At 33.6% G+C, this 22366-nt stretch carries 22 protein-coding genes; 5 read left to right on the forward strand and 17 right to left on the reverse strand.

Going from position 1 to position 22366, the window contains the following annotated elements:
* Positions 1-77: 77 nt before the first annotated feature.
* Complete coding sequence (locus tag QMG60_RS10600) at positions 78-1298, reverse strand: porin (protein WP_281867799.1); 1221 nt, start codon at positions 1296-1298, stop codon at positions 78-80.
* Between the two features lie 253 nt (positions 1299-1551).
* Here QMG60_RS10600 and QMG60_RS10605 point away from each other — a divergent pair, with 253 nt between their 5' ends.
* Positions 1552-2586 (forward strand): quinone-dependent dihydroorotate dehydrogenase, encoded by a 1035-nt coding sequence (locus QMG60_RS10605; RefSeq protein WP_281867800.1) that lies wholly within the window; start codon positions 1552-1554, stop codon positions 2584-2586.
* On the opposite strand, the gene QMG60_RS10610 is transcribed toward QMG60_RS10605, so the two are convergent.
* Positions 2572-3288, reverse strand: coding sequence for a DUF3307 domain-containing protein (locus QMG60_RS10610; protein WP_281867801.1), 717 nt, complete (start codon positions 3286-3288; stop codon positions 2572-2574). The two genes, QMG60_RS10605 and QMG60_RS10610, sit on opposite strands and share 15 nt — an antisense overlap.
* The gene (locus QMG60_RS10615; protein WP_281867802.1) at positions 3285-3899 is read right to left on the reverse strand and encodes a hypothetical protein; all 615 of its coding nucleotides are present in this window, start codon (positions 3897-3899) and stop codon (positions 3285-3287) included. Before QMG60_RS10615 ends, QMG60_RS10610 begins: the two co-directional genes overlap by 4 nt.
* Positions 3900-4108: 209 nt before the next feature.
* Between QMG60_RS10615 and QMG60_RS10620 the strand changes: the two genes are divergently transcribed.
* The 4 genes from QMG60_RS10620 (at position 4109) to guaB (ending at position 8686) form a co-directional block, all read left to right on the forward strand.
* A complete protein-coding gene (locus QMG60_RS10620) occupies positions 4109-4975 on the forward strand; it encodes a hydroxymethylglutaryl-CoA lyase (protein WP_134140681.1) in 867 nt (288 codons plus the stop codon).
* 77 nt (positions 4976-5052) lie between these two features.
* Positions 5053-5604 carry a hypothetical protein gene (locus tag QMG60_RS10625; protein ID WP_281867803.1) on the forward strand — a complete coding sequence of 184 codons (552 nt, stop codon included), beginning with the start codon at positions 5053-5055 and terminating at the stop codon, positions 5602-5604.
* Positions 5601-7001: a DUF5723 family protein gene (locus QMG60_RS10630; protein ID WP_281867804.1), complete on the forward strand. Its 1401-nt coding sequence runs from the start codon at positions 5601-5603 to the stop codon at positions 6999-7001. The genes QMG60_RS10625 and QMG60_RS10630 overlap by 4 nt, the downstream gene beginning before the upstream one ends.
* 212 nt (positions 7002-7213) lie before the next feature.
* Positions 7214-8686 (forward strand): IMP dehydrogenase, encoded by a 1473-nt coding sequence (gene guaB, locus QMG60_RS10635; protein WP_057119143.1) that lies wholly within the window; start codon positions 7214-7216, stop codon positions 8684-8686.
* A 62-nt stretch (positions 8687-8748) separates the two neighbouring features.
* On the opposite strand, the gene QMG60_RS10640 is transcribed toward guaB, so the two are convergent.
* The 14 genes from QMG60_RS10640 to QMG60_RS10705 form a co-directional block, all read right to left on the reverse strand.
* Positions 8749-9039: an RNA polymerase alpha subunit C-terminal domain-containing protein gene (locus QMG60_RS10640; protein ID WP_281867805.1), complete on the reverse strand. Its 291-nt coding sequence runs from the start codon at positions 9037-9039 to the stop codon at positions 8749-8751.
* Positions 9040-9071: 32 nt separating this feature from the next.
* Positions 9072-9830 carry an FAD-dependent monooxygenase gene (locus tag QMG60_RS10645; protein ID WP_348773907.1) on the reverse strand — a complete coding sequence of 253 codons (759 nt, stop codon included), beginning with the start codon at positions 9828-9830 and terminating at the stop codon, positions 9072-9074.
* On the reverse strand, positions 9782-10207 hold the full coding sequence (locus QMG60_RS10650; protein WP_281867806.1) for an FAD-dependent oxidoreductase: 426 nt from the start codon (positions 10205-10207) through the stop codon (positions 9782-9784). The genes QMG60_RS10645 and QMG60_RS10650 overlap by 49 nt, the downstream gene beginning before the upstream one ends.
* Positions 10208-10263: 56 nt before the next feature.
* Entirely contained in the window at positions 10264-10854 is a 591-nt protein-coding gene (locus QMG60_RS10655; protein ID WP_281867807.1) for a TetR/AcrR family transcriptional regulator, read from the reverse strand.
* Between the two features lie 370 nt (positions 10855-11224).
* Positions 11225-12112: a L,D-transpeptidase gene (locus tag QMG60_RS10660; protein WP_281867808.1), complete on the reverse strand. Its 888-nt coding sequence runs from the start codon at positions 12110-12112 to the stop codon at positions 11225-11227.
* Between the two features lie 103 nt (positions 12113-12215).
* Positions 12216-12800 (reverse strand): NUDIX domain-containing protein, encoded by a 585-nt coding sequence (locus QMG60_RS10665; protein WP_281867809.1) that lies wholly within the window; start codon positions 12798-12800, stop codon positions 12216-12218.
* 52 nt (positions 12801-12852) lie between these two features.
* A complete protein-coding gene (locus QMG60_RS10670; RefSeq protein WP_057119127.1) occupies positions 12853-14124 on the reverse strand; it encodes an adenylosuccinate synthase in 1272 nt (423 codons plus the stop codon).
* Between the two features lie 95 nt (positions 14125-14219).
* Positions 14220-14678, reverse strand: coding sequence for a transcriptional repressor (locus tag QMG60_RS10675; RefSeq protein ID WP_057119866.1), 459 nt, complete (start codon positions 14676-14678; stop codon positions 14220-14222).
* Between the two features lie 88 nt (positions 14679-14766).
* Positions 14767-16989, reverse strand: coding sequence for a RelA/SpoT family protein (locus QMG60_RS10680; RefSeq protein ID WP_281867810.1), 2223 nt, complete (start codon positions 16987-16989; stop codon positions 14767-14769).
* A 212-nt stretch (positions 16990-17201) separates the two neighbouring features.
* Positions 17202-17990 carry an RNA methyltransferase gene (locus QMG60_RS10685; RefSeq protein ID WP_281867811.1) on the reverse strand — a complete coding sequence of 263 codons (789 nt, stop codon included), beginning with the start codon at positions 17988-17990 and terminating at the stop codon, positions 17202-17204.
* Between the two features lie 131 nt (positions 17991-18121).
* A complete protein-coding gene (locus tag QMG60_RS10690; RefSeq protein WP_281867812.1) occupies positions 18122-18622 on the reverse strand; it encodes a hypothetical protein in 501 nt (166 codons plus the stop codon).
* A 24-nt stretch (positions 18623-18646) separates the two neighbouring features.
* On the reverse strand, positions 18647-19732 hold the full coding sequence (locus tag QMG60_RS10695) for a phosphoglyceromutase (RefSeq protein ID WP_281867813.1): 1086 nt from the start codon (positions 19730-19732) through the stop codon (positions 18647-18649).
* A gap of 115 nt (positions 19733-19847) precedes the next feature.
* A complete protein-coding gene (locus QMG60_RS10700; RefSeq protein WP_281867814.1) occupies positions 19848-21179 on the reverse strand; it encodes a DUF58 domain-containing protein in 1332 nt (443 codons plus the stop codon).
* A 92-nt stretch (positions 21180-21271) separates the two neighbouring features.
* On the reverse strand, positions 21272-22285 hold the full coding sequence (locus QMG60_RS10705; RefSeq protein WP_281867815.1) for a MoxR family ATPase: 1014 nt from the start codon (positions 22283-22285) through the stop codon (positions 21272-21274).
* Positions 22286-22366 lie beyond the last annotated feature (81 nt).

Consider the following 22366-nt stretch of genomic DNA (forward strand, 5'->3'; position numbering starts at 1 on the left):
TTAGATAAAGTTATTAAAAAAAAGAATTTGTATGTAAGATTTGAGCAAGTATTTTTAATTTTTGGAAATGAATATTCTTACAATGAAATATCCCATTGTATGCGAAATCGCCAGCCTTGTTCAAGTGGTAAAGTTTTGTCCTGAAAACTAAAATAACTTACTTCAGAAGTTAGTTTATTTTTATGGCCTTTAAAAAACCAATTAAAAGCCAATGTCGACTCATCTTGTCTATTTTGTCTTATTGAATTATCTGGTCTGTAAGCAGTATGTCTTCCTGCCATTTCCAAATGTTTTGGCCACCAATCGAAAACATTATGAAAGAAATATCCAGCCTGAACATAATATCCTTTTAGCGTTGTTGTTTCATTATTGTTTAATTTATCAATAATTTCTTTGGTATGCCATTCGCTCTGCCAAGAAAAACCACGGTACATAAAAGCCGTTTCTACATTCCATTGATTAACTCTATACTGACCTGGCAAACCATTTTCGTATCCTTCTAAGGAACCTCCGCCAGCTTGAGAAAAACGAGTGTATGGACTTCTATTTGTTATGGCTGAAAAAGCAATAATTGGTGTAAGTTTTTCGTGAAATTCTAAATCACAGCCTTCAAAATCCAAAAATCGACCCAAGAAATTCCATTGCGCTCTTCCAAAATACATTAAATGGCTGTCATCATTTACCGAACTTCCTCGTCCAGTTCCTGTCAGCGCAGCCGCCCAGTAATTAAAGTCAGCTATGCCGCTGCCTTTCAAATGTCCGTAAACTTCGAGTCCCAATTGTCTGTCTACTGTAAACGGACGATTAATTAAAGACCGCTCGGCCATTTGCTGTTCGCCGCTGCTAATGAAACGTTCGCGGGTAAATTCTGTTTTCCATTGCCCGACTTTAAAACTCAGCCACTCCCATTTTTCAATCATAATTCTAAAGTCAAGTAAATTGGACTGGCTTAGTTCGTATTCCCAATAATATTTTAACCACGGTTCAAAAGCGTGGCCGCCGACTTTTAATCTGGCACGATTTATTTTAAAAACCGTTTGTGCATCTTGAGCATAATCATCGTAAGTAACTGGATCTGCATCGTAAGGAGTAGAAAAACGAAACTGAAATCTGCTTTGTAATTGAAATAGAAATTTATTATCTCGTGTTTGTAATTCAATTCCTTTGTCACCATAACGAATGTTCATCAGTTTTGTAGTGTCTTTTTCATGCTGTGAAAAGCCTTTAAAACCAATTAATAGTATGAGAATTAATAACAGAATGATAGGGTTTCGATTTGTTGGGTTTTCTTTATACATATAGTTGGATTGATTTGTATAAAAGATTCTTAATTGCTTCAAAATTAATTAATAAAAAATCCGGAGCAGGTAGTTTAAGTGCCGGAAGTTGTTTCATATTATAACTTGCAACCTTAAAAATTGAATTTTTGACTATATGTTTTTAATTATGTTTTGAAGAATGAAACAAAATTGAAATTATTTGTTTTTGTAAAAAAGCACCTTTTTAAACTATAATATTTAAATTTGCACCCAAAATAACAACAACACACTCATGTATAAATTGATAATTCGTCCGATACTTTTCTGGTTTGATCCTGAAGAAGTGCATTACTTTACTTTTTCATTTGTTAAATTCATTTCAAAAATCCCAGGAGTTTCGTCAATTATAAGATCAATTTATGAAGTAAAAGATTCTCGATTAGAAAGAGAAGTTTTCGGAATTAAATTCAAAAATCCCGTTGGACTTGCAGCAGGATTTGACAAAGATGCAAAGTTGTACAAAGAGCTTTCTGATTTTGGTTTTGGTTTTATTGAAATTGGAACCGTAACACCGGTTGGTCAGGAAGGAAATCCAAAAAAACGTTTGTTTCGTTTAAAAGAAGATCAAGCAATTATTAACCGAATGGGTTTTAATAATGGCGGCGTTTTGGAAGCTGTAGAACGTTTGAAGAAAAATTCTGGAGTTTTGATTGGAGGAAATATTGGAAAAAATAAAGTGACTCCAAACGAAAATGCAGTAAACGATTATATCATTTGTTTTGATGCTTTGTTCGATCATGTAGATTATTTTGTAGTCAATGTAAGTTCGCCAAATACACCAAATTTAAGAGCTTTACAAGACAAAGAACCTTTAACTGCTTTGCTGCAGACTTTGCAAAACAGAAACATTGAAAAGCAAAAAACAAGTACGCAGAAAGTAAAACCAATTTTATTAAAAATTGCTCCAGATCTTACAGATGAGCAGTTATTAGATATCATAGATATTGTAAAAACTACGCAGATTGCAGGAGTAATTGCAACCAATACTACAATTTCAAGAGACGGTTTACAATCTGAAAATCAGTCAGAAATGGGAGGTTTGTCTGGAAAACCATTGACAAAACGCTCTACAGAAGTAATTCGTTTTCTTTCTGAAAAAAGCAATAAAGCATTCCCAATTATTGGAGTGGGCGGCATTCATTCTGCAGATGATGCGATCGAAAAACTAAATGCAGGAGCAAGTTTAGTGCAATTGTATACAGGTTTTATTTATGAAGGTCCAGCGCTGATTAAAGCAATCAATAAAAAAGTTTTAGGGCAGTTGTAAAAGAAGCCCCTGAAGAATTAATCCGACTATTATCGCGATTCCGAAACTAATTAAAGTACCAATCATCACGTATTCGGTGAGCTTGCGGTCTTTGGCTTCTTTTAAATCTCCAAATCGAAAGATAGATTTTGCAGCCAATAAAAACCCTATTGCTTCAAAATGAGCAGTTAGGATAAAACAAAGTATAAATAAACGTTCTAATATACCAATGTAATTTCCTGCACTGGCTAGAGAATTGTCTTGATGGCTGTTTTGACTTTCTGGACTCCAAATTGAAATAATGGTTTTTATGAAAATAGAAGCGGGCTTGGTTACCAGTAAAATTCCGGTGATTAAAATCCAGAATTCATTCATAACCCAAAAGTCGATAATGTCATTATTTTCGTAAAGCATTACAACGGCAATTAATATAATAATGTGTGCAATTTGGTCTGCAACAAACCAAGTTCGCTTTGTTTTTGCTTTTTGAAAATTGAGTTTAATTAAATCAATTATACCGTGGGTAACGGCAATTAAAACTGCGTAAGGTATAAAACTGACTTGTCCAGCTACAATCGCAGCTAAAACTCCATGAAGTAAAATATGAACATACAAGTAAATACTTTTATGTTTTTTAATTTCTTTATCGGCTACCCAAGAATTAGGCTGCCAGATAAAATCTCCGAGTAAATGAGCTAAAAGCAGTTTTATAAATAAAATCATGAGGCTGTAAGTTGTTTTATTTCTTTTCTAAAATAACGATCTAAATTCATAACCAAATCAAACTGAGCGCGTTTTTGTCTTCGGCTTACCGCAGCTTGGTTTATGCCTAGTTTTTGTCCTAATTCTTCTTGAGACAAAGTAGGATTTTCTATAGCAGCAGCCACAAATTCTGCCGATTGTACCAGCCAGCTGTCCATAAAAGTTAAGGCTAACTGCAGCATTAAATTTAGTTTTTCGTCAAAACTATTATCTCCCGTTCGAAGCGCTAATGTAACTTTCTGTTTTTTTAAAGTCTCAAAAAGTTCTCCGGAATGTATAAAGGCAGAACCATTACTTTCGGATATTCTTTTGGCATTATGAGTTTTATCTCCAAAGCCAATACTCATTCTCGCATCTGATTTTATAGCTCGTAAATGCGCTTTTACCAAAATGGCAGCTAATAAAGCATCTTCTGGATTTGGAATCTCAATTTGAAATTCATCTCCGCGGTAAACCTCCCATTTATTGGGTGTTGATCCAAATGGAGCTAAGATGTTTTTTAAATCATCTACCCAATGATCTGATTTCTGCTGTCTTGAGCCAATTATATCGCCTGTAATTACGCTAGTCATAATCAAATATAATTAAAAAATAATAAACTTTGTATTACAAATATAAGTAATAAAATTAATTATTACGCTTTTTGGTAATATTTAAAATTATTACATTTTTAGGTAATAATTCTTTCTATTACGATATTAGGTAATAACTGCATTATCTAAAATTATCTTTTATTTATTTAAAAAAGAAACTAACTTAGCCTTTTACAAATGAGTAAGCTTTGAATAAAGAAATAAAAATTATTGAATGCCCTAGAGATGCCATGCAAGGCATTAGGGATTTTATTCCGACCAAAAATAAAGTTTCCTACATACAAGCTTTGCTTAGAGTAGGCTTTGATACTATTGATTTTGGAAGTTTTGTTTCTCCAAAAGCTATTCCGCAAATGCAGGATACTGCTGAGGTTTTAGCACAGCTTGATTTGTCTCAAACTTCAAGTAAACTACTTTCTATAATTGCCAATACTCAAGGAGCAGTTAAAGCATCAGAATATGAGCAGATTCAATATTTAGGATTTCCGTTTTCTATTTCCGAGAATTTCCAGATGCGTAATACACATAAAACGATTACAGAATCTTTAGTTACGCTTGAAGAAATTTTAGAAGTTGCTTCTAAGAAAAATAAAGAAGTAGTCACCTATCTTTCAATGGGTTTTGGAAATCCTTACGGAGACCCTTGGAATGTTGAAATTGTGGGAGAATGGACGGAAAAACTTGTTGGAATGGGAGTGAAAATTTTATCACTTTCAGATACTGTTGGAAGTTCTACCCCAGACGTTATTACGTATTTGTTTTCGCATTTAATTCCTAAATATCCTCAAGTAGAATTTGGCGCTCACCTGCACACCACACCTGACAGCTGGTTCGAGAAAATCGATGCTGCCGCAAAAGCAGGCTGTACTCGTTTTGATGGTGCAATACAAGGTTTTGGAGGCTGTCCTATGGCAACCGATAAATTAACCGGAAATATGCCGACAGAAAAACTAATTTCTTACTTCACTGCTAATAAAAAAACTACAGGCTTAAACGCTCTAAGTTTTGAAAGCGCTTATAATGAAGCTTCAAAATTGTTCGGAAAGTTTCATTAAAAAATAGTTATTTTTCTTACCTTAGATAATGAATGTAAACATTAAGCGTTACATTTATTATTCATATAATTTTTGTTATGAAATCGAATTCTTCGCGCAAAATTTCAAGCATAATACTTTTGGCTTTTTTATTTTTTTCCTGTTCAAGTGATTTAGATTTCGATCAGGTAAAAGATTTAAAGTTAGAGCCCGTCTTTGTAGCAAACCTTGCTTATTTTGATATTCCTGCTAATCAGCTTATAGATGATGGGGGAACTCACATTGCTTTTGATACAAGAAGCTTTGACGTTTTTAAAGACAGTTTTTTTACCAACCGTTTGAAGAAAGCAGAATTTAATTTCGAAATTGAGAATAATATTGATAGAACTTTTATTGTGAATCTGCTGTTGATGAACGATGATAATCAAATATTGCAAACCATATCTTATACCGTTCCGGCTTATCAAGGAACGACGAATGTTATAAAATATCCGACAGAAGTGTTTGAAAACGAGCGATTAAATCTTTTAAAACAAACGACCAAAATTGGTTTTGTAGTTATAATCGCCGCTGGGCCGCCATTAAATAATGAAAGTTTAGGAAATTTAAAATTGAGATCAAGTGCAACAGCTTATTTAGTGATCGAATGAGAAAAATATATCTGATTTTCTGCATCGTTTTTCAGCTTTCTTGTTTTTGTCAAAATAAAGAACTGTTGTATAATTTCACTTCTATTCCGCAATCGTCTCTTGTAAATCCTGGAGCCGATGTATCTTATAAATACTATTTTGGTTTCCCAGTTCTATCTGGAGTTTCTGCCAATGTAGGTTCAAACAGCTTTTCGGCGTATGATTTATTTGCTGATAATGGAGTAGATTTTAATCAAAAAGTTCGAGACGTAATTAATAGATCGTCTAGTAATGATAAAGTAGTAACCAATCAACAGTTAGAAATATTCTCTGGTGGCTTTAGAGTTGGAGGCAGAGAAAGCCGATCGTATGTTTCGTTCGGATTGTATCAGGAATTTGATTTTTTCATGTATGTTCCAAAAGACCCGGCTTTATTGGCGTTAAACGGAAATAGAGATTATATCGGGAAATCATTCAATCTGGGAGATATAAGTGCTAAAGCTGAGGTGCTTTCTGTATTTCATGTCGGATATCATAAAAAAGTAAGTGACAAATTTGTTTATGGAGGACGAGCCAAAATCTATTCAAGTGGTGCAAATGCTACTTCAACTAAAAATTCCGGTTATATCTATACAGGACAGAATGCTGGAACTCCAAATTTGTACAATCAAATCATTTCTTCAAATTTAGAATTAAAAACTTCTGGAATTTCTAAATTCACAAAAGATGAATACGAAGGAAATGTAGCCAAAGACATTGCGCATAATACCTTCTTTAATGGAAGTTTAGGACTCGGATTAGATGCTGGAATTACCTATTATATAAAAGAAAATTTACAGCTTGCAGCAAGTATAGTCGATCTAGGTTTTATAAGGCAGACAAAAGATATTGAAACACGCACCTACAAGGGAACGTATCAATACGATGGTGTAAATCCCGATTTTATGGGTACTGATAATCCAGAAAATGTTTTTGACGAATTTGAAGAAGCTATACCAGAGGAGACACTTTACAATAAATATACAACTTGGCGTCCTACAAAATTTTATTCCTCTATTCAATATTCATTTGGAGAAGCGCGTCCAGATGACGAATGTAATTGCAGAGGGCAAGTCGAAAAATATTATAAAAATGCAGTAGGAGCGCAGTTTTTTGCCATGACAACACCACGCGAACCTTTAGTTGCTTTGACCGCTTTTTATAGAAGAAATATTTTTAGAAAACTAGATGTAAAGGCCACTTATACTTTTGACACATTTTCAAACAAAAATATTGGACTCGGGCTCGCAGGAACAATTGGTTCAGTCAATCTTTATGCTTTGGTAAATAATATTCTCGAATACAAAGATTTGTCCAAAGCTAGAAGCGCGGCATTTCAGATCGGAATCAATTTTGTATTCCAAGATCGAGAGGATTAATTCAAAAAACTTTCAATTTTTTAAATTCCAAATTCCAATTAGATTGGGATTTGGGATTCAAAAAGATTGGAATTTGAAATTTAAAAGAATTGAATATTTCAAATTGAAAATTTGTAAAACTATTCTTGTAAAGTTAAATTTATGAATAAGTTAGTATTCAAGTTTCCAATTTATTCACTATATTTGCACGCAATTCAACTAGAAATTGCAACATGATAGCACACAACTCCAAGATTATCGGCGAAGGTTTAACTTACGACGATGTATTATTAGTACCTAACTACTCGAATGTGCTTCCCCGCGAAGTGAGTATCAAATCAAAATTCTCAAGAAACATCACATTAAACGTTCCGATTGTATCTGCTGCTATGGATACTGTTACAGAAAGTGCAATGGCAATTGCTATGGCGCAAGAAGGCGGAATAGGTGTTTTACATAAAAATATGACTATCGAACAACAAGCAGGAAAAGTTCGAAAAGTAAAACGTGCTGAAGCAGGAATGATTATCGATCCGGTAACATTACCAATGAACTCTACAATCGCTGACGCTAAAAATGCTATGAAAGAATTCGGAATCGGTGGTATTCCAATCGTTGACGAAAACAAAATCCTGAAAGGAATTGTTACCAATCGTGACTTACGTTTCGAGAAAAACGGGGCAAGACCAATCGCTGAGGTTATGACAAGCCAAAACTTAGTAACTGTTTCTGAAGGAACTTCATTAGAGCAGGCAGAAGTGGTTTTACAAGGTCATAAAATCGAAAAATTACCAGTTGTAAACGAGAAAAACGAATTAGTTGGTTTAATTACGTTTAGAGATATTACAAAACTGACTCAAAAACCAATCGCTAACAAAGATTCTTTTGGTCGTTTAAGAGTTGCTGCTGCTATTGGAGTTACTGGAGATGCAGTTCAAAGAGCTGAAGCTTTGGTAAATGCAGGTGTAGATGCAATCATTATCGATACAGCGCACGGACATACAGAAGGTGTGGTAAACACATTAAAAGAAGTAAAATCAAAATTCCCTCAAATAGATGTTATTGTTGGAAACATCGCAACACCAGAAGCTGCTAAATATTTAGTAGAAAACGGTGCTGACGGTGTGAAAGTTGGAATCGGGCCTGGTTCTATCTGTACAACTCGTATCGTTGCAGGTGTTGGTTTTCCTCAATTCTCAGCAGTTTTAGAAGTTGCTGCAGCTATCAAAGGAACTGGAGTTCCAGTTATTGCTGATGGTGGAATTCGTTATACAGGTGATATTCCTAAAGCAATCGCTGCCGGTGCTGACTGTGTAATGTTAGGGTCATTATTAGCAGGAACAAAAGAATCTCCAGGTGAAACTATCATTTTCGAAGGAAGAAAATTCAAATCTTACCGCGGAATGGGGTCTGTTGAAGCTATGCAGACAGGTTCTAAAGATCGTTATTTCCAAGATGTTGAAGACGATGTTAAAAAATTAGTTCCAGAAGGAATTGTTGGACGTGTTCCTTACAAAGGTGAATTAAACGAAAGTATGCTTCAATTCATTGGAGGTCTTCGTGCTGGAATGGGATACTGTGGTTCAAAAGATATTCCAACTTTACAAGAATCTGGACGTTTTGTTAGAATCACATCAAGCGGAATCACTGAAAGTCACCCACATAACGTAACTATTACAAAAGAAGCTCCAAATTATTCTAGATAATTTTTAGTTTTTTATATAAAAGCAAAAGGCGTAAGATTTAGTTCTTACGCCTTTTTTAGTTGTTAATCTTTAAAACTAAGACCATTCTTTTTTAATTCTTCTAATAATTTTGGAATGCTGCTTGGACCAATTCCATGCCAAGATAAAATTTCTGCTTGACTATACTTAGATAAATCTTCGACCGTATTTATATTTTTACGTTCTAAAGCTCTTCGAGCGGGAGCTGATAGAACAGATAAAAGTCCTGATTTTGGTTTTCTCTGCGCTTCGCAAATAGGACAAGTAGGGCAGTCACTAGTTTTGGAATAATGGTGCCCTTTTTTGCAAGTTCTATTATTTTCTAAAGAAGTCATTTTGTTTTTTAACTAAACTACGAAATTTAACATTAAAACCTGCTATCTAATATATCTTGTGCAACAATATCAGAATGCAGTAAATCTTCCATTTTCTTCGTCATACGCTGTGCTTCTAGAGCATAACCAAACATCTTTTTCTCGTAATCAGCGATTGCTTCATCTATGGTTTCAAATTTTCCATTAGTTAAATTTTCGGTTAAATGGAAAGCATCAAATAATCCCATGTTTACACCTTCACCTGCAAACGGCGGCATTAAATGCGCTGCATCGCCGACAAGAGTAATGTTAGAATGTTGTTTCCAAGGTTCTTCTAGAGAAAACAATCTTAAAGGTAAACCTGAAAATTCACTAGAAGCAGTAAAGAATTTTTTATAATCGTCTCCCCAGTTTTTAAACTTTTCGTTTAAAAATGAGATCACAGCTTGATCATCTTCAAAATCAATTCCGTTGTTCAGAATCCAGTTTTCATCGGCTTTAAAAGAAACCCCGAAATGTACTGATCCATCTCGCATGGTATGGGTGTAAAACATTTTATGATCACCCATTGCCATCACATTTCCGTTTCCATATTTAGGCTTAAACTCTGGATAATCTTGATCTGGATTTGAGATTTCTCCTTGAATGATATAAGTTCCCGAAAGCTGGGGTTCGTGGTCGCTCACAAATTTTCTAGCATTCGATCTTCCTCCGTTTGCTACAATTACGAAATCAGCGACTGCAGTTTTTCCATTTTTGAATTCTAGAAAATATTGATTTTCAGTTTTTTCAATATTAATTGACTGTTCCAGACAACTGTATTTTCTTCAAGATTATCCAGCATTATTTTTCGGAGATCATTTCGGTCAATTTCTGGGCGTGAAAAAGCATTTGTTTCATCTGGCATTTCGTCAGATGTTATATTTCCGTCCATATCGGCCATTTTCTCGCCAGTCGGTCGGGCATATTTAAGAAATTCGTCCATTAAGCCTGCTTTTTGAATTGCAGACTGACCAGAATTTGAATGTATATCAAGCGTTCCGCCCGAAGTTCGAGCTTGAGCATTTATATCTCTTTCATAAACCGTAACATTAGCACCATTTATTTGTAAAATTCGGGCAGTTGTAAGCCCAACAGGACCGCCACCAATAATGGCTATTTTTTTATTTTCTATAATTGAAGTTTTCATTTTATTAAAATTGAATTTAATATGATATTGAAATTTAAAATTGCATTTTGATAATTTTAAGGTGTCAGTGCTTTTAAAACCAAATTAAAAGTTTCATTTTTTAGATCGTCATTAAGTACAAAAGATTTTCCAGACATCGATTTTCCCTCTCTATGAAGTTCTAAAAGAGAATAAAGTGAACCGTAAGCAATGCTCCAAAAAACTTCAAAAGTGACGGGAACAAGTTCTTTTTTTTCAATTGAAGAAAGCATAAATTGTGACATAGTTTGTTTAAATTCGCCGTTAATTTCTGCTAAAATTGCATCACCGTAAGTAGAGTGTTTCAAGAGTTCAAAACAAGTTGCTTCTAAAGTAAAATTAAGCAGGAAGTCAATCCGATTTTCCCATTGATTTCTCAATCCGTCTTTAAAAGACATTTCTGGAGAAAACCCGTTAAGCATTTTATTGAAAAGATTACTGCCAATTTCAATTCCAATCTTCCGGATCAAATCTTCTTTATCAGAGTAGTAAATGTAAAGCGTAGCAACAGAAACCCCACATTCTTTTGCTAAACGGTTCATTCCAAAACCTTCAACGCCTTGCTTAACAATCATTTCTATTGCTTTCTGTTTTACAATTTCTTCTTTGTTAATATCTCTTGTCCTCATAATTCTAAATTAATTATGATGCAAAGATATAAATAAATAAATAATAAATGAACGATCGCTTATTTATTATTTTTATAGGTGCAGAGAGACAAATGTGCTGAGGGACTGAGGTTTTATTGGTGGTTAGTGGATAATGGTAATGATTGTTTATTGATTATTAAAGGTTGATTTGTTCGTGGTTGATGATTTTGTTTGAGGTTTTGTGCGATTGGCTATAATCAATTGAATAGGCTCCAGCTTTAGCTGGAGATTTTGTAAAGAATAGGGGAAAGGCTTTAGCCGAATACTTTGTAATTTTGAAAGGCATAAAAAAGTCAGCTGAAACAATATTTAATCGTTTCAGCTGACTTTTTTACTAAATAAATATATTTTACATAGTTTTTGTTGGCTCGGCTTCTCTTAGATTTTGATTTTCTAGGATCTCTTTTAGAAATGGTTTTACCTGAGTTTCAATTTCCGATTCTGATATTTTTAAAGCTTCGGGATCAGAGGCTAATTTTAGCCAAGGTTTTGGCCCGTCAAAATCATAGCTTCCAAAAACTACAACTGGAGTTCCTTTTACTTTTACATTTTCTTTGTCTTTTAAAATCCATTCATCAGCAAATTTGTAAAGGTATTTAGCATCTTTCTCTAATAATCTTAAACAAGAATGCGAGGCAGGATAACCTGGCAGTTCATATTGGTGAAAACCAACTCCAAGTTTATTTTCGATATTGAAATTCCATTTTAAATCCCATTCGTCATTAAATGTACTGGTAGTTTTTTCTGCTTTCCAATTCGTGAAAAATAGTCCAGTTGGCGTAGGATCTTTTTTTCTTCCCATATTTGTTGGCCCTGTGTAAACTAACTCGCCATTTTCGTAAGCGGCAAAAGTTTGTGTCGGATATGAAAAAAGAATAATCTTTGAAACTTCCTGTAAAGCTGAAACATGCAATGGAAATGGAAGATAATATACTAAATCGCCAGTAAAATCTCTAGGAATTACAACAGAATCTAGCTTTTTAAAGTTGGCTTTATCAGTCCTGTTTAGTGCATATACAATATCCATTTTACTGCTGTCAGCTTCATTAATTTTCAGCCAGTCTTTAGTGTTTTCAACTTTATATGTAATAGCAGATTTGGGTTTTTTATACTCAATTGCTTTTTTAGTAGTTTTATTATTTTCTGTTAAATTGATTGTGTCGCTTTTTTTGCAGGAAACTGCTAAAGTCAATATCAAAATAAGTAACGCGTTTGCTGTGTAATATAACTTTTTCATAGGTTGTATTTTTATGATTGTAAAGTTATAAATGTGATAGCTGAAAAGGGTTACATAATTTTGTGAATTGTTTGTTTGATTTACATTTGAGTGAAACCTATAATTAAATCAAACCTTTTATTTTAGCATGTTGTAAAAGCAAAATAGTCTTAGCATCTGTAATTTCTCCAGATTCAATCATTTTGTAAGCTTCATCAAAAGTATATTCTAAAACTTCGATATTTTCCTGTTCGGCATCTAATCCTCCTCCAGAACTTACTTTCATACTTTCGTCATATTCTCCAACGAAAAGATATAAAATCTCAGTTACAGATCCAGGTGACATATAAGTTTCGATCACTTTTTGGACTTTTTTTAAGCGATATCCTGTTTCTTCTTCTGTTTCACGAATTATAGCTTGTTCAGCATTATCTTTATCCAAAAGTCCAGCGCAAACCTCAATCATCATTCCGGTTTTGTTTCCGTTAAGATAAGTTGGTAAACGAAATTGTCTGGTTAGTATAACTGTTTTTTTAGCAGAATTATATAATAAGATACCAGCACCATTGCCACGGTCATATACTTCTCGTATGTGCGATTCTATTTTTTCGTTTTCCTTTTTATAGTTAAAAGTAACTTTATTTAATATATACCAGTTATCTGATAATAACTTGGTTTCGGTAATCTCAATTTCTGGATTTTTTCTCATATCAATATTATTCAAAAAAAACGCCCTGATTATCAGAGCGTTTTTAAATGTATTATTTTGTTATTGTTTGTTTTCTATCAGGTCCAACCGATACAATTTTGATTGGCACTTCGATTTCTTTCTCAATAAACTCAATATATTCTTTTAGCTCAACAGGTAATTGATCGTAAGTTGTAAGTCCTGTTAAATCTTGCTTCCATCCTTTAAACTCTTTGTAAATTGGAGTAACATTTTCTGGTTCAATGTTGTAAGGGAAGTGAGAGATATTTTGTCCTTTGTAGTTGTATTCAGTACAAACTTTTAAAGTTTCAAAACCAGAAAGTACATCACCTTTCATCATCATTAATTGAGTAACTCCATTTACTTGTACAGCATATTTTAAAGCTACTAAATCTAACCATCCGCAACGTCTTTGTCTTCCTGTTACAGATCCAAATTCGTTACCCACTCTTGCCATTGTAGCACCAACTTCGTCAAAAAGTTCAGTTGGGAAAGGTCCGCTTCCTACACGTGTAACGTAAGCTTTGAAAATTCCGTAAACCTCTTTGATTTTGTTAGGAGCAATTCCTAAACCTGTACAAGCTCCAGCTGCAGTAGTGTTTGATGAAGTTACGAAAGGATAAGTTCCGAAATCAACATCTAATAAAGATCCCTGAGCACCTTCACAAAGAATAGATTTACCAGCTTTTTGAGCTTGGTGCATGTATTCTTCACTATCAATAAAATCTAATTTTTTAAGCTCTTCAATAGCTTCGAAGAATTCTTTTTCTAATTCAGCTAAATTATATTGAATATTAACGTCGTAAAAAGCAATCATAGCTTCGTGTTTGTCTGCTAATGCTCTGTAACGCTCTTTGAAGTCTTCTAATTCGATATCTCCAACACGCAAACCATTTCTACCAGTTTTGTCCATGTAAGTTGGTCCAATACCTTTAAGTGTAGAACCAATTTTTGCCTTTCCTTTTGATGCTTCAGAAGCAGCGTCAAGCAAACGGTGTGTTGGTAAAATTAAATGCGCTTTTCTAGAAATGATCAATTTGCTTTTGATATCAAGATTGAATTTCTCTAAACCTTCAATTTCTTTTTGAAAAACTACTGGGTCAATTACAACACCATTTCCGATGATATTTACTGAATTTTTATGAAAAATTCCAGAAGGAATTGTTCTAAGTACGTGTTTGATTCCGTCAAATTCTAATGTATGTCCTGCATTTGGTCCTCCTTGAAAACGTGCAATAATATCATAATTTGAGGTAAGAACGTCAACAATTTTTCCTTTACCTTCATCTCCCCATTGTAATCCTAGTAATAAATCTACGGTCATTCTGTTTTAATTTGCGTTGGGACAATCTAAGTTGTCCTACTGATTATGTAGTTAATTTTTCTTTTTTTTATTTTTTTGAATAATTCCTTTCTGGATTATTGTTTTTCTTTTTTGTTTCCGTAGAAATAAAGTGAGTGATTCGTAATTTCGATATCAAATATTTCTTCGATTGTTTTTTTGATGGTTTGAATTCTTGGGTCACAAAATTCAATTACTTCGCCAGAATCAGTCATGATAATGTGATCGTGCTGTTTGTCGAAATATGATTTTTCGTAGTAAGCTTGATTTTGCCCAAATTGATGTTTTCTAACCAAAGCACAGTCTAACAATAACTCAATCGTGTTGTACAAAGTAGCTCTACTCACACGATAGTTTTTGTTTTTCATTTTGATATAAAGATTTTCTATGTCAAAATGTTCCTCGCTGTCGTAAATTTCCTGAAGTATAGCATAACGCTCAGGAGTTTTGCGATGCCCTTTTTGTTCAAGATACATTGTAAATACGTTTTTTACAATTTCTTGATTTTTAGTGTTGTCAGTTGAAATGAGTGTCATATCCGGCAAAGATAAATTTTTATTTTTAATCAATAAAAGTTTCGGGTTTAAAGTTTAGTTATAAAACCCTTATAGATAGGTTAAAAAGTTAGGTTCTGTATTCTCTGGTAACTTTATCAACTCCGTCAATTTTCTTAATTGCATTAATCATTTTCTTCAAAATGGTGTTATTTTTTACAATTACAGCAATCTGACCGTGAAAAATTCCTGCATCTGTACTCAGCGAAATACTTTGGATATTTACGCTCATATTGTTCGAAATTACTCTTGTCAATTGGTTGGTAAGTCCTAAAACATCCATTCCCGTAATATTGATAATCGCTTTGAATTCCTCTTGCGAAGAGTCAATCCATTTGGCGCTCATGATTCGATACGCATAATTAGACTGCATTCCAATTGCATTTGGACAATCTTTTTTATGTACTTTAATTCCTTCGTTAATAGTAACAAAACCAAAAACATCATCACCAGGAATAGGGTTACAGCATTGTGAAAGTTTGTAATCGAGTTTGTCATGTTCAGTTCCAAAAACCAGCATGTCATAATTGCTGCTGATAACTGGTTTATGAATATCCTCAGCTGCAGTCGTATCTTTATTTCTTTTGATTTTATTTTTAAAGAAATTGATAAACGAATTGCTTTTTTGCGCAGCATAATCTTTTAACTGCTGATTTTCAATCGCGCCGATTCCGACTCTATAAAATAAATCTAAGCTCGTTTTGAGTTTAAAAAAGTTAACTAACTCGTTTGTAACCTGTTCATTAAAAGTAATTTTTAAATGTTTCAGTTTTCTAACAAGCAACTCTTTTCCTTCTTCTGCGATCTTTTTAGTGTTCTCGTTCAGAACATTCTTGATCTTATTTTTTGCTCTAGAAGTCGTTACGTATTCCAGCCAGTTTACCGTTGGTTTCTGATTTGGAGAAGTAATTACTTCAACCTGATCACCACTTTTAAGTTCGTAATTCAAAGGAACTAATCTTCCGTTTACGCGCGTTCCTCGAGTCTTAATTCCGATTTCAGAGTGAATGCTAAAAGCAAAATCCAAAGAAGTCGCTCCTTTAGGCAGTGATTTGATTTCTCCTTTTGGCGTAAAAATGAAAATTTCTTTTGAATATAAATTCATTTTGAAATCTTCTACAAAATCTACTGCATTGGTTTCAGGGTTTTCTAGTGCTTCTCTCAAAAGATTCAGCCAAACATCTAAGCCACTTTCTTCTGTTGCTCCATTTTTATATTTATAATGTGCAGCATATCCTTTCTCAGCAATTTCGTCCATACGTTCGCTTCGAACCTGAACTTCAACCCAGCGTCCTTTTGGACCCATTACTGTAATGTGAAGTGCTTCGTAACCAGTAGATTTTGGTGACGAAATCCAATCACGCAAACGGCTCGGGCTTGGTCTGTAATGATCGGTTACGATTGAATAGATTTTCCATGCCACAAATTTTTCATCGTGGGCATCCGATTTATAAACGATTCTAAGTGCAAATTTGTCGTAAACTTCATCAAAGCTTACATTTTGAGCACGCATTTTTCTACGGATAGAATAAATAGATTTTGGTCGGCCTTTGATGATATAATCAATACCTTCATTGTCTAGAGATTTCTTTAAAACATCTGAAATATCTTTGATGTAAGCATCTTGTTCTTCCTTGGTTTCACGAATTTTACTGACAATATCATTGTAAACAGCTGGTTCGGTATATTTTAAACCTAAATCTTCAAGTTTAGTTTTAATATTGTAAAGTCCCAAACGGTGGGCTAAAGGAGCATAAATATATAAAGTTTCAGATGCGATTTTGGTTTGTTTATATTCCGCCATCGAATCCATTGTCTGCATATTATGAAGACGATCGGCCAATTTGATCAAAATTACGCGGACATCATCATTCAATGTCAGAATCATTTTTCTGAAATTCTCAGCCTGCATTGAAGCATTTAAGTTTTTTTGAACTAACGAAATCTTAGTAAGACCTTCAACCAATTGTGCTACTTTCGGATTAAATAATCGCTCAATATCTTCAACTGTAATTGGAGTATCTTCTACAACATCGTGTAATAAGGCCGCGGCGATAGAGGTCGCTCCCAGACCAATTTCTGAGGCAACAATTTTTGCAACTGCAATAGGATGAAAGATATAGGCTTCTCCCGATTTGCGTCTCTGCTCTTTGTGGGCATCAACGGCAACATCAAAAGCTTTCCGAATTAATTTTTTATCAGCTGGGCTTAAAGTTTGGTAACTTATTCGAAGTAATTCCTTGTATTCCTGCGCAATAGCTTTATTTTCTTTTTCAATATCTAATTCTGTCATAACGGCATAGTTCAAGTACTAAAAATAAGAATTAGTTTCTATATACACAAGGTTTTGCGGTTGTAGATTTTAGTCCCGAAGTTTCGGGAAAGATTGTAGATTTTTGAAGGGGTAAAATTCCAAATTTTTTAAATCCCAAATTCCAAAAAGGAGCGAAGCGACTTTTAGAAAATCTAAAATCTATCCCAAGGCTTCGGGACTAAAATCTAAAATCAGAATCCTCTCTGGCGCTTCGCTTCAAAAATTAAAATCGCGGCAGCTACAGAAACATTCATACTGTCAATTTCGCCCTGCATCGGAATAATAATATTTTGAGTAGCAGCTTCTCGCCATTCCTGCGTTAGACCAGTTGCTTCTGTGCCAACAACCAAAGCGGTTGGAGCAGTAAAATCTTGAGTATGATAAGAAGTTGAATTTTGTAGCGTTGCGCTATAGAAATTAATCTTTTTTTCTTTTAAAAAAGCAATAATTTCAGAAGTTGTTCCTGATGCAATTTGATTGGTAAACAAACAGCCAACGCTAGAACGCACAATATTCGGATTGTATAAATCGCTTTTTGGGTTAGCAATTAAAACAGCGTCTAAATTGGCAGCATCTGCAGTACGTAAAACAGCACCGATATTGCCTGGTTTTTCTAAAGATTCTACCACTAAAATTAATGGATTGTCAGATAATTTTAAATCTGATAATTTCAATGATTTGGTTTTCGCAACAGCTAAAATCCCTTCCGTTGTATCACGATACGCCAATTTTTGGTAGACCTCTTTATTAATTTCTATAATTTGAAAAGAATTTTGAATCAGTTTATTGATTTCGCTTTCAGAAACTAATTCGGGTAAAAACAAAACCGTTTCGATTTCGTAACCGCCTTTTATGGCCAATGAAATTTCACGTTGCCCTTCAATCAAAAATGTTCCAGTTTGTTTTCTGGCTTTTGCTTTTTCTTGAAGTAAAACCAAAGATTTGATAAACGGATTTTGAATTGAAGTGATTTGTTTCATTTTTTTTAAGGCTCAAAGTTGCAGAGTGGCAAAGGTACAGAGTTTTTTTTTAAAAGAGGCAAAGGTTCAGAGTTACAAAGCAGTAAAGGTTTTTATTCCAGTCATGTTTTTGAAATCTTGCATATTTCTGCTTATTTCCACAATTTTATGGCTTCCTTTTTTGTCAATGTTTTGATTAGGTTTTTGGAGAAATCTACCTTAATAAGTGGAAAATCTTTTTGATTTTCGCCAGTTAGAATTAGAGGCTTGTTCAAAATTTTACTAATTTGATTCATAAAGTTCACAACCTTAATGTAATCTTCAAAAGATTTTATTTCTCTTGGATCAATGTCAAATTCAATTTCATCTGCAGAGAAAAAATGAGTATTTATTATAATATCGTCAATAATTATAGAAACGGTTTTGCATTCCATTGTATCCGTTTCATCATTCATCATTAATATTAAATATTCTTTATCAATTTCATTTTTGATTTCATTTTCTCCTGTTACGCCATATTGAGTGAGGTGATTCAAATTTAAAAAATCTATTAAAATTTTCCAGTCTTCAATAGTCACATTTTCGACATAAATATCTCTTAATGAACCGTCAAATTCAAAAATCCATTCTATTTCTTCCCAGATATTACACATTTGATTCTTGATTGATTTTTAGTATTATTTCTCAAACACTTCTTTAATTTCTTTGGCAACAGGGTGTTGAGCTGTAAAACTGTAACCCATAATTTTGGCAATGGTTTGTGCGACTTGTTTTTGATACAATTGCGATTCTGTTTTGATTTCGCCTTTTGGAGCAATTTCGGGTCCCATTACAGCAAACCAAATTTCAGATGCACCTGCTACATCCGAGCCGTGATCGGTCCATTGCGCTTTTACTTTGTCTCCTCGTCCATGATCTACTGTTATAAATAAGGTTGTTTTGTTTTTATATTGCGGATCGTTTTGAACAAAATTCCAGATTTCCTCGATCCATTTATCGACTTGGTTTGCAGCGTCTAAATACGAACGATATTGTGCATGATGTGCCCATTCATCGGTTTCGCCATACGCGATGTACAATACTTTTGGCTTTTTCGTTTTAAGTTCATCCTTTGCCTGATAATGCGTAAAAACATCGAGACATTCATCCTGATGGAAAGGCTTATAAGAGTTGTCACGCATTTCATTTAGTAATTTTTGAGCCGATGTAGGTTTATTACCGCCAACTTTATCAAAGGCAGAAATGACAGTAAACCCGCTTCTTTCTTCATTCAGAATTCTATCGAAAGCATCCCAAGCACCAAAAGCCGCAACTTTTCCTTTGAGTTTAGACTGCTGGTTCAAGAACTCTAATACATTTACATTAGGATTGGCTTTATAGCTGTTTGAATTCACTTTCAGGTCAACATTTCCGGTCATAATTTCGCTGTAGCCAGGATAACTAAACCAATACGGATTGGCAACATCAACTTTGTTTCCTAAATCTCGATTTCCATAAATTTGACCTTTTGAAGCTATTTCGGACCAGAAAAAAGGCATTAATTTTTTACGTGCTTCTTTGATATCGGGATTGGAATATCTTTTATAAATATAGGCGCTGTCTCCCTGATTGAATTTTTTGTCATTGGCAATCGCAGGGTCAAGTCCTTTAAAAACTTCCTGCCATCTAAAACCATCTGTAGTAATGATGATTATGTTTTCTGTTTTTTGTGCCAGAGATTTAAAGCTTAATAAAATGAACAGAATTGGGATGATTTTTTTCATTTTTTATTAATTGAAATTACATTGAATCGTTTTGATTTTTTTCAAAACTAAGTAATTTAATCAATTAGTTTTTACGGGATAACGTAAGGTAACTTTAAATTAATAGAAGAGAAATTTACAAAATCCCTCTCGACTTAATTTCCAAATATTTATTAATGGCGTCAAGCGTAAGATTCTCAGGCTGTGTCAAAACCGAATGGATTCCGTATTTTTTAAGTTCGTTTACGATTAATCGTTTTTCGAACATAAATTTTTCTGCAATCACTTTGTCATAAACTTCCTGAATCGTGGCTGTTTTTTTGTTAATGATTGAATTCAATTCAGTGTTTTGGAAGAACACAACAACCAATAAATGACTTTTAGCAATTCCTTTTAAATAAGGTAATTGGCGATTCAATCCGTCCATTGTTTCAAAATTGGTATACAGAATTATTAAACTTCTTTGATTGATATTTTTCTTAATATCAACATATAATCGGCTGTAATCGCTTTCGAAAAAATCAGTCTTTACATTGTATAAAGTTTCTAGGATTTTCTGCATTTGAGAACCTCTTCTTTCAGCAAAAACTCTGTTTTCTACCTTTTTAGAAAATGAAAAAAGTCCTGCCTTATCTTGTTTTTTCAGAATGACATTGGATAAAACTAAAGCCGAATTTATCGCATAATCTAATAAACTTAAGCCGTCAAAAGGCATTTGCATGACACGGCCTTTGTCAATTGCCATATAAACAGTTTGTGATTTTTCGTCTTGAAACTGATTGACCATCAGAGAATTTCTTTTGGCAGTAGCTTTCCAGTTTAATGTTCTTAAATCATCGCCTTGTACATATTCTTTAATCTGTTCAAATTCCATTGTGTGTCCAATTCGGCGGATTTTTTTAATTCCGTATTGAAAAAGATTATTAGAAAAAGCAATTAAATCGTATTTTCTTAACTGAATATAAGATGGGTACGTCGGAACCATTTGGTCTTTGTCAAAAGCAAATCTTCTAGCAATTAGTTTTAAAGGCGAAGATACATAGATATTTAAAGCTCCAAAATGATATTCGCCGCGTTCTGTCGGGCGGAGTTCATAACTAATTTCTTTTTGCGTTGATGCTTTGATCGATTTTACAATCTTGAAATCACGAACTTGAAACTGAAATGGAATTTCATCAATTATCTTAACCGAAACAGGAAAATTATAATGATTTTTCAAGTTGATTCGAATGGGATTTAAATCTCCATTAGATAGTTTTTCCGGCGTAATTCTTTCTGCTTCAAGTCCAGTTCTTGCCAAATATAAAATCAGGATATCAAGACCTAAAAAAGTCACCAAACCCAAAACAATAAGCCAAACCGCATTATAAAGATTCGGAAAAATAAAAGCACAAATAAACAATCCTATTATGCCTAAAAGCAAATAGAAGAAGAAATTATTCAGATATAGACTTTTTATGAACTTCATTTGTTCGATGTTTCAAGTTTCAAGTTTCAAGTTTCAAGTTTCAGGTTTCAAGTTTATCCCAACATTAACCATTAACAATTTATAATTAATAATTATCGTGGAATTTCTACAGTTTCGATAATCTGTTTAATAATTTCTGAACTTGTAATACCTTCCATTTCACGTTCTGGCGTTACAATAACACGGTGCTGTAAAACAGGAATGGCAGCTTCTTTAATATCTTCTGGCGTAACAAAATCACGTCCGCGAATGGCAGCAAAACCTTTAGCAGCATTCAAAATAGCGATTGAAGCACGAGGAGAAGCTCCTAAATATAAAAAGGCGTTTTCGCGTGTATTAACCACGATTCTGGCAATGTATTCCAGTAAATTTTGTTCTACTCTAATTTGTTTTACCAAACCTTGATATTCTTTGATTTCATCAGAAGAAAGAATTGTTTTTATCGCATCTAGTTTTCCATGATCTTGTAAAGAATGTTCTCTTTGAATGATCAAAATCTCTTCATTTAATTTTGGATAATCGATAGTGATTTTGAAAAGAAAACGGTCTAATTGCGCTTCTGGAAGACGATAAGTTCCTTCTTGCTCGATTGGGTTTTGGGTTGCAATTACCAAAAACGGCGTTTCTAATTGATAACCAGATCCGTCGATTGTAATTTGACGTTCTTCCATAACTTCAAAAAGCGCCGCTTGTGTTTTGGCAGGAGCACGATTTATCTCATCAATTAAAATTAAATTAGAGAAAATTGGTCCTTTTTTGAATTCAAATTCTGAAGTTTTTAGATTAAAAATTGAAGTTCCTAAAATATCAGAAGGCATTAAATCTGGCGTAAATTGAATTCTGCTGAAACCAATATTTAATGTTTTTGATAATAATTTGGCTGTGATAGTTTTCGCAACTCCAGGAACACCTTCCAAAAGAACATGCCCGTTTGACAAAATTGCAACCAAAAGCTGGTCCACCATTTTATGCTGCCCGACAATTACAGTTTCAATCTCTTTTTTGATTGTATTTACGTGCTCTAAAAGAGGTCCTAAATTAATTCTGGTTTCAAAATTCACATTTTCATTTATGATTTCGTTTGATGTTGTATTGATATCGTCCATAATTTGGTCTGTTTTTTATTTGTTTTTTCTTGCCACTAAAGAATTGAAATGATTTTAATCTGTATTAATCTTAATAATCTG

The organism is Flavobacterium sp. GSB-24, from assembly GCF_027924665.1.
Classification (GTDB): Bacteria; Bacteroidota; Bacteroidia; order Flavobacteriales; family Flavobacteriaceae; genus Flavobacterium.

Bases quoted from the DNA above. Each gene is read 5' to 3' on its own strand.
- QMG60_RS10625 (WP_281867803.1), top strand. From the start codon at position 5,053: ATGAAATCGAATTCTTCGCGCAAAATTTCAAGCATAATACTTTTGGCT.
- QMG60_RS10670 (WP_057119127.1), bottom strand. From the start codon at position 14,124: ATGACCGTAGATTTATTACTAGGATTACAATGGGGAGATGAAGGTAAA.
- guaB (WP_057119143.1), top strand. From the start codon at position 7,214: ATGATAGCACACAACTCCAAGATTATCGGCGAAGGTTTAACTTACGAC.
- QMG60_RS10650 (WP_281867806.1), bottom strand. From the start codon at position 10,207: ATGAAAACTTCAATTATAGAAAATAAAAAAATAGCCATTATTGGTGGC.
- QMG60_RS10690 (WP_281867812.1), bottom strand. From the start codon at position 18,622: ATGTGTAATATCTGGGAAGAAATAGAATGGATTTTTGAATTTGACGGT.
- QMG60_RS10610 (WP_281867801.1), bottom strand. From the start codon at position 3,288: ATGATTTTATTTATAAAACTGCTTTTAGCTCATTTACTCGGAGATTTT.
- QMG60_RS10675 (WP_057119866.1), bottom strand. From the start codon at position 14,678: ATGACACTCATTTCAACTGACAACACTAAAAATCAAGAAATTGTAAAA.
- QMG60_RS10615 (WP_281867802.1), bottom strand. From the start codon at position 3,899: ATGACTAGCGTAATTACAGGCGATATAATTGGCTCAAGACAGCAGAAA.
- QMG60_RS10640 (WP_281867805.1), bottom strand. From the start codon at position 9,039: ATGACTTCTTTAGAAAATAATAGAACTTGCAAAAAAGGGCACCATTAT.
- QMG60_RS10630 (WP_281867804.1), top strand. From the start codon at position 5,601: ATGAGAAAAATATATCTGATTTTCTGCATCGTTTTTCAGCTTTCTTGT.
- QMG60_RS10685 (WP_281867811.1), bottom strand. From the start codon at position 17,990: ATGAAACAAATCACTTCAATTCAAAATCCGTTTATCAAATCTTTGGTT.
- QMG60_RS10605 (WP_281867800.1), top strand. From the start codon at position 1,552: ATGTATAAATTGATAATTCGTCCGATACTTTTCTGGTTTGATCCTGAA.
- QMG60_RS10705 (WP_281867815.1), bottom strand. From the start codon at position 22,285: ATGGACGATATCAATACAACATCAAACGAAATCATAAATGAAAATGTG.
- QMG60_RS10695 (WP_281867813.1), bottom strand. From the start codon at position 19,732: ATGAAAAAAATCATCCCAATTCTGTTCATTTTATTAAGCTTTAAATCT.
- QMG60_RS10665 (WP_281867809.1), bottom strand. From the start codon at position 12,800: ATGAGAAAAAATCCAGAAATTGAGATTACCGAAACCAAGTTATTATCA.
- QMG60_RS10660 (WP_281867808.1), bottom strand. From the start codon at position 12,112: ATGAAAAAGTTATATTACACAGCAAACGCGTTACTTATTTTGATATTG.
- QMG60_RS10680 (WP_281867810.1), bottom strand. From the start codon at position 16,989: ATGACAGAATTAGATATTGAAAAAGAAAATAAAGCTATTGCGCAGGAA.
- QMG60_RS10700 (WP_281867814.1), bottom strand. From the start codon at position 21,179: ATGAAGTTCATAAAAAGTCTATATCTGAATAATTTCTTCTTCTATTTG.
- QMG60_RS10655 (WP_281867807.1), bottom strand. From the start codon at position 10,854: ATGAGGACAAGAGATATTAACAAAGAAGAAATTGTAAAACAGAAAGCA.
- QMG60_RS10600 (WP_281867799.1), bottom strand. From the start codon at position 1,298: ATGTATAAAGAAAACCCAACAAATCGAAACCCTATCATTCTGTTATTA.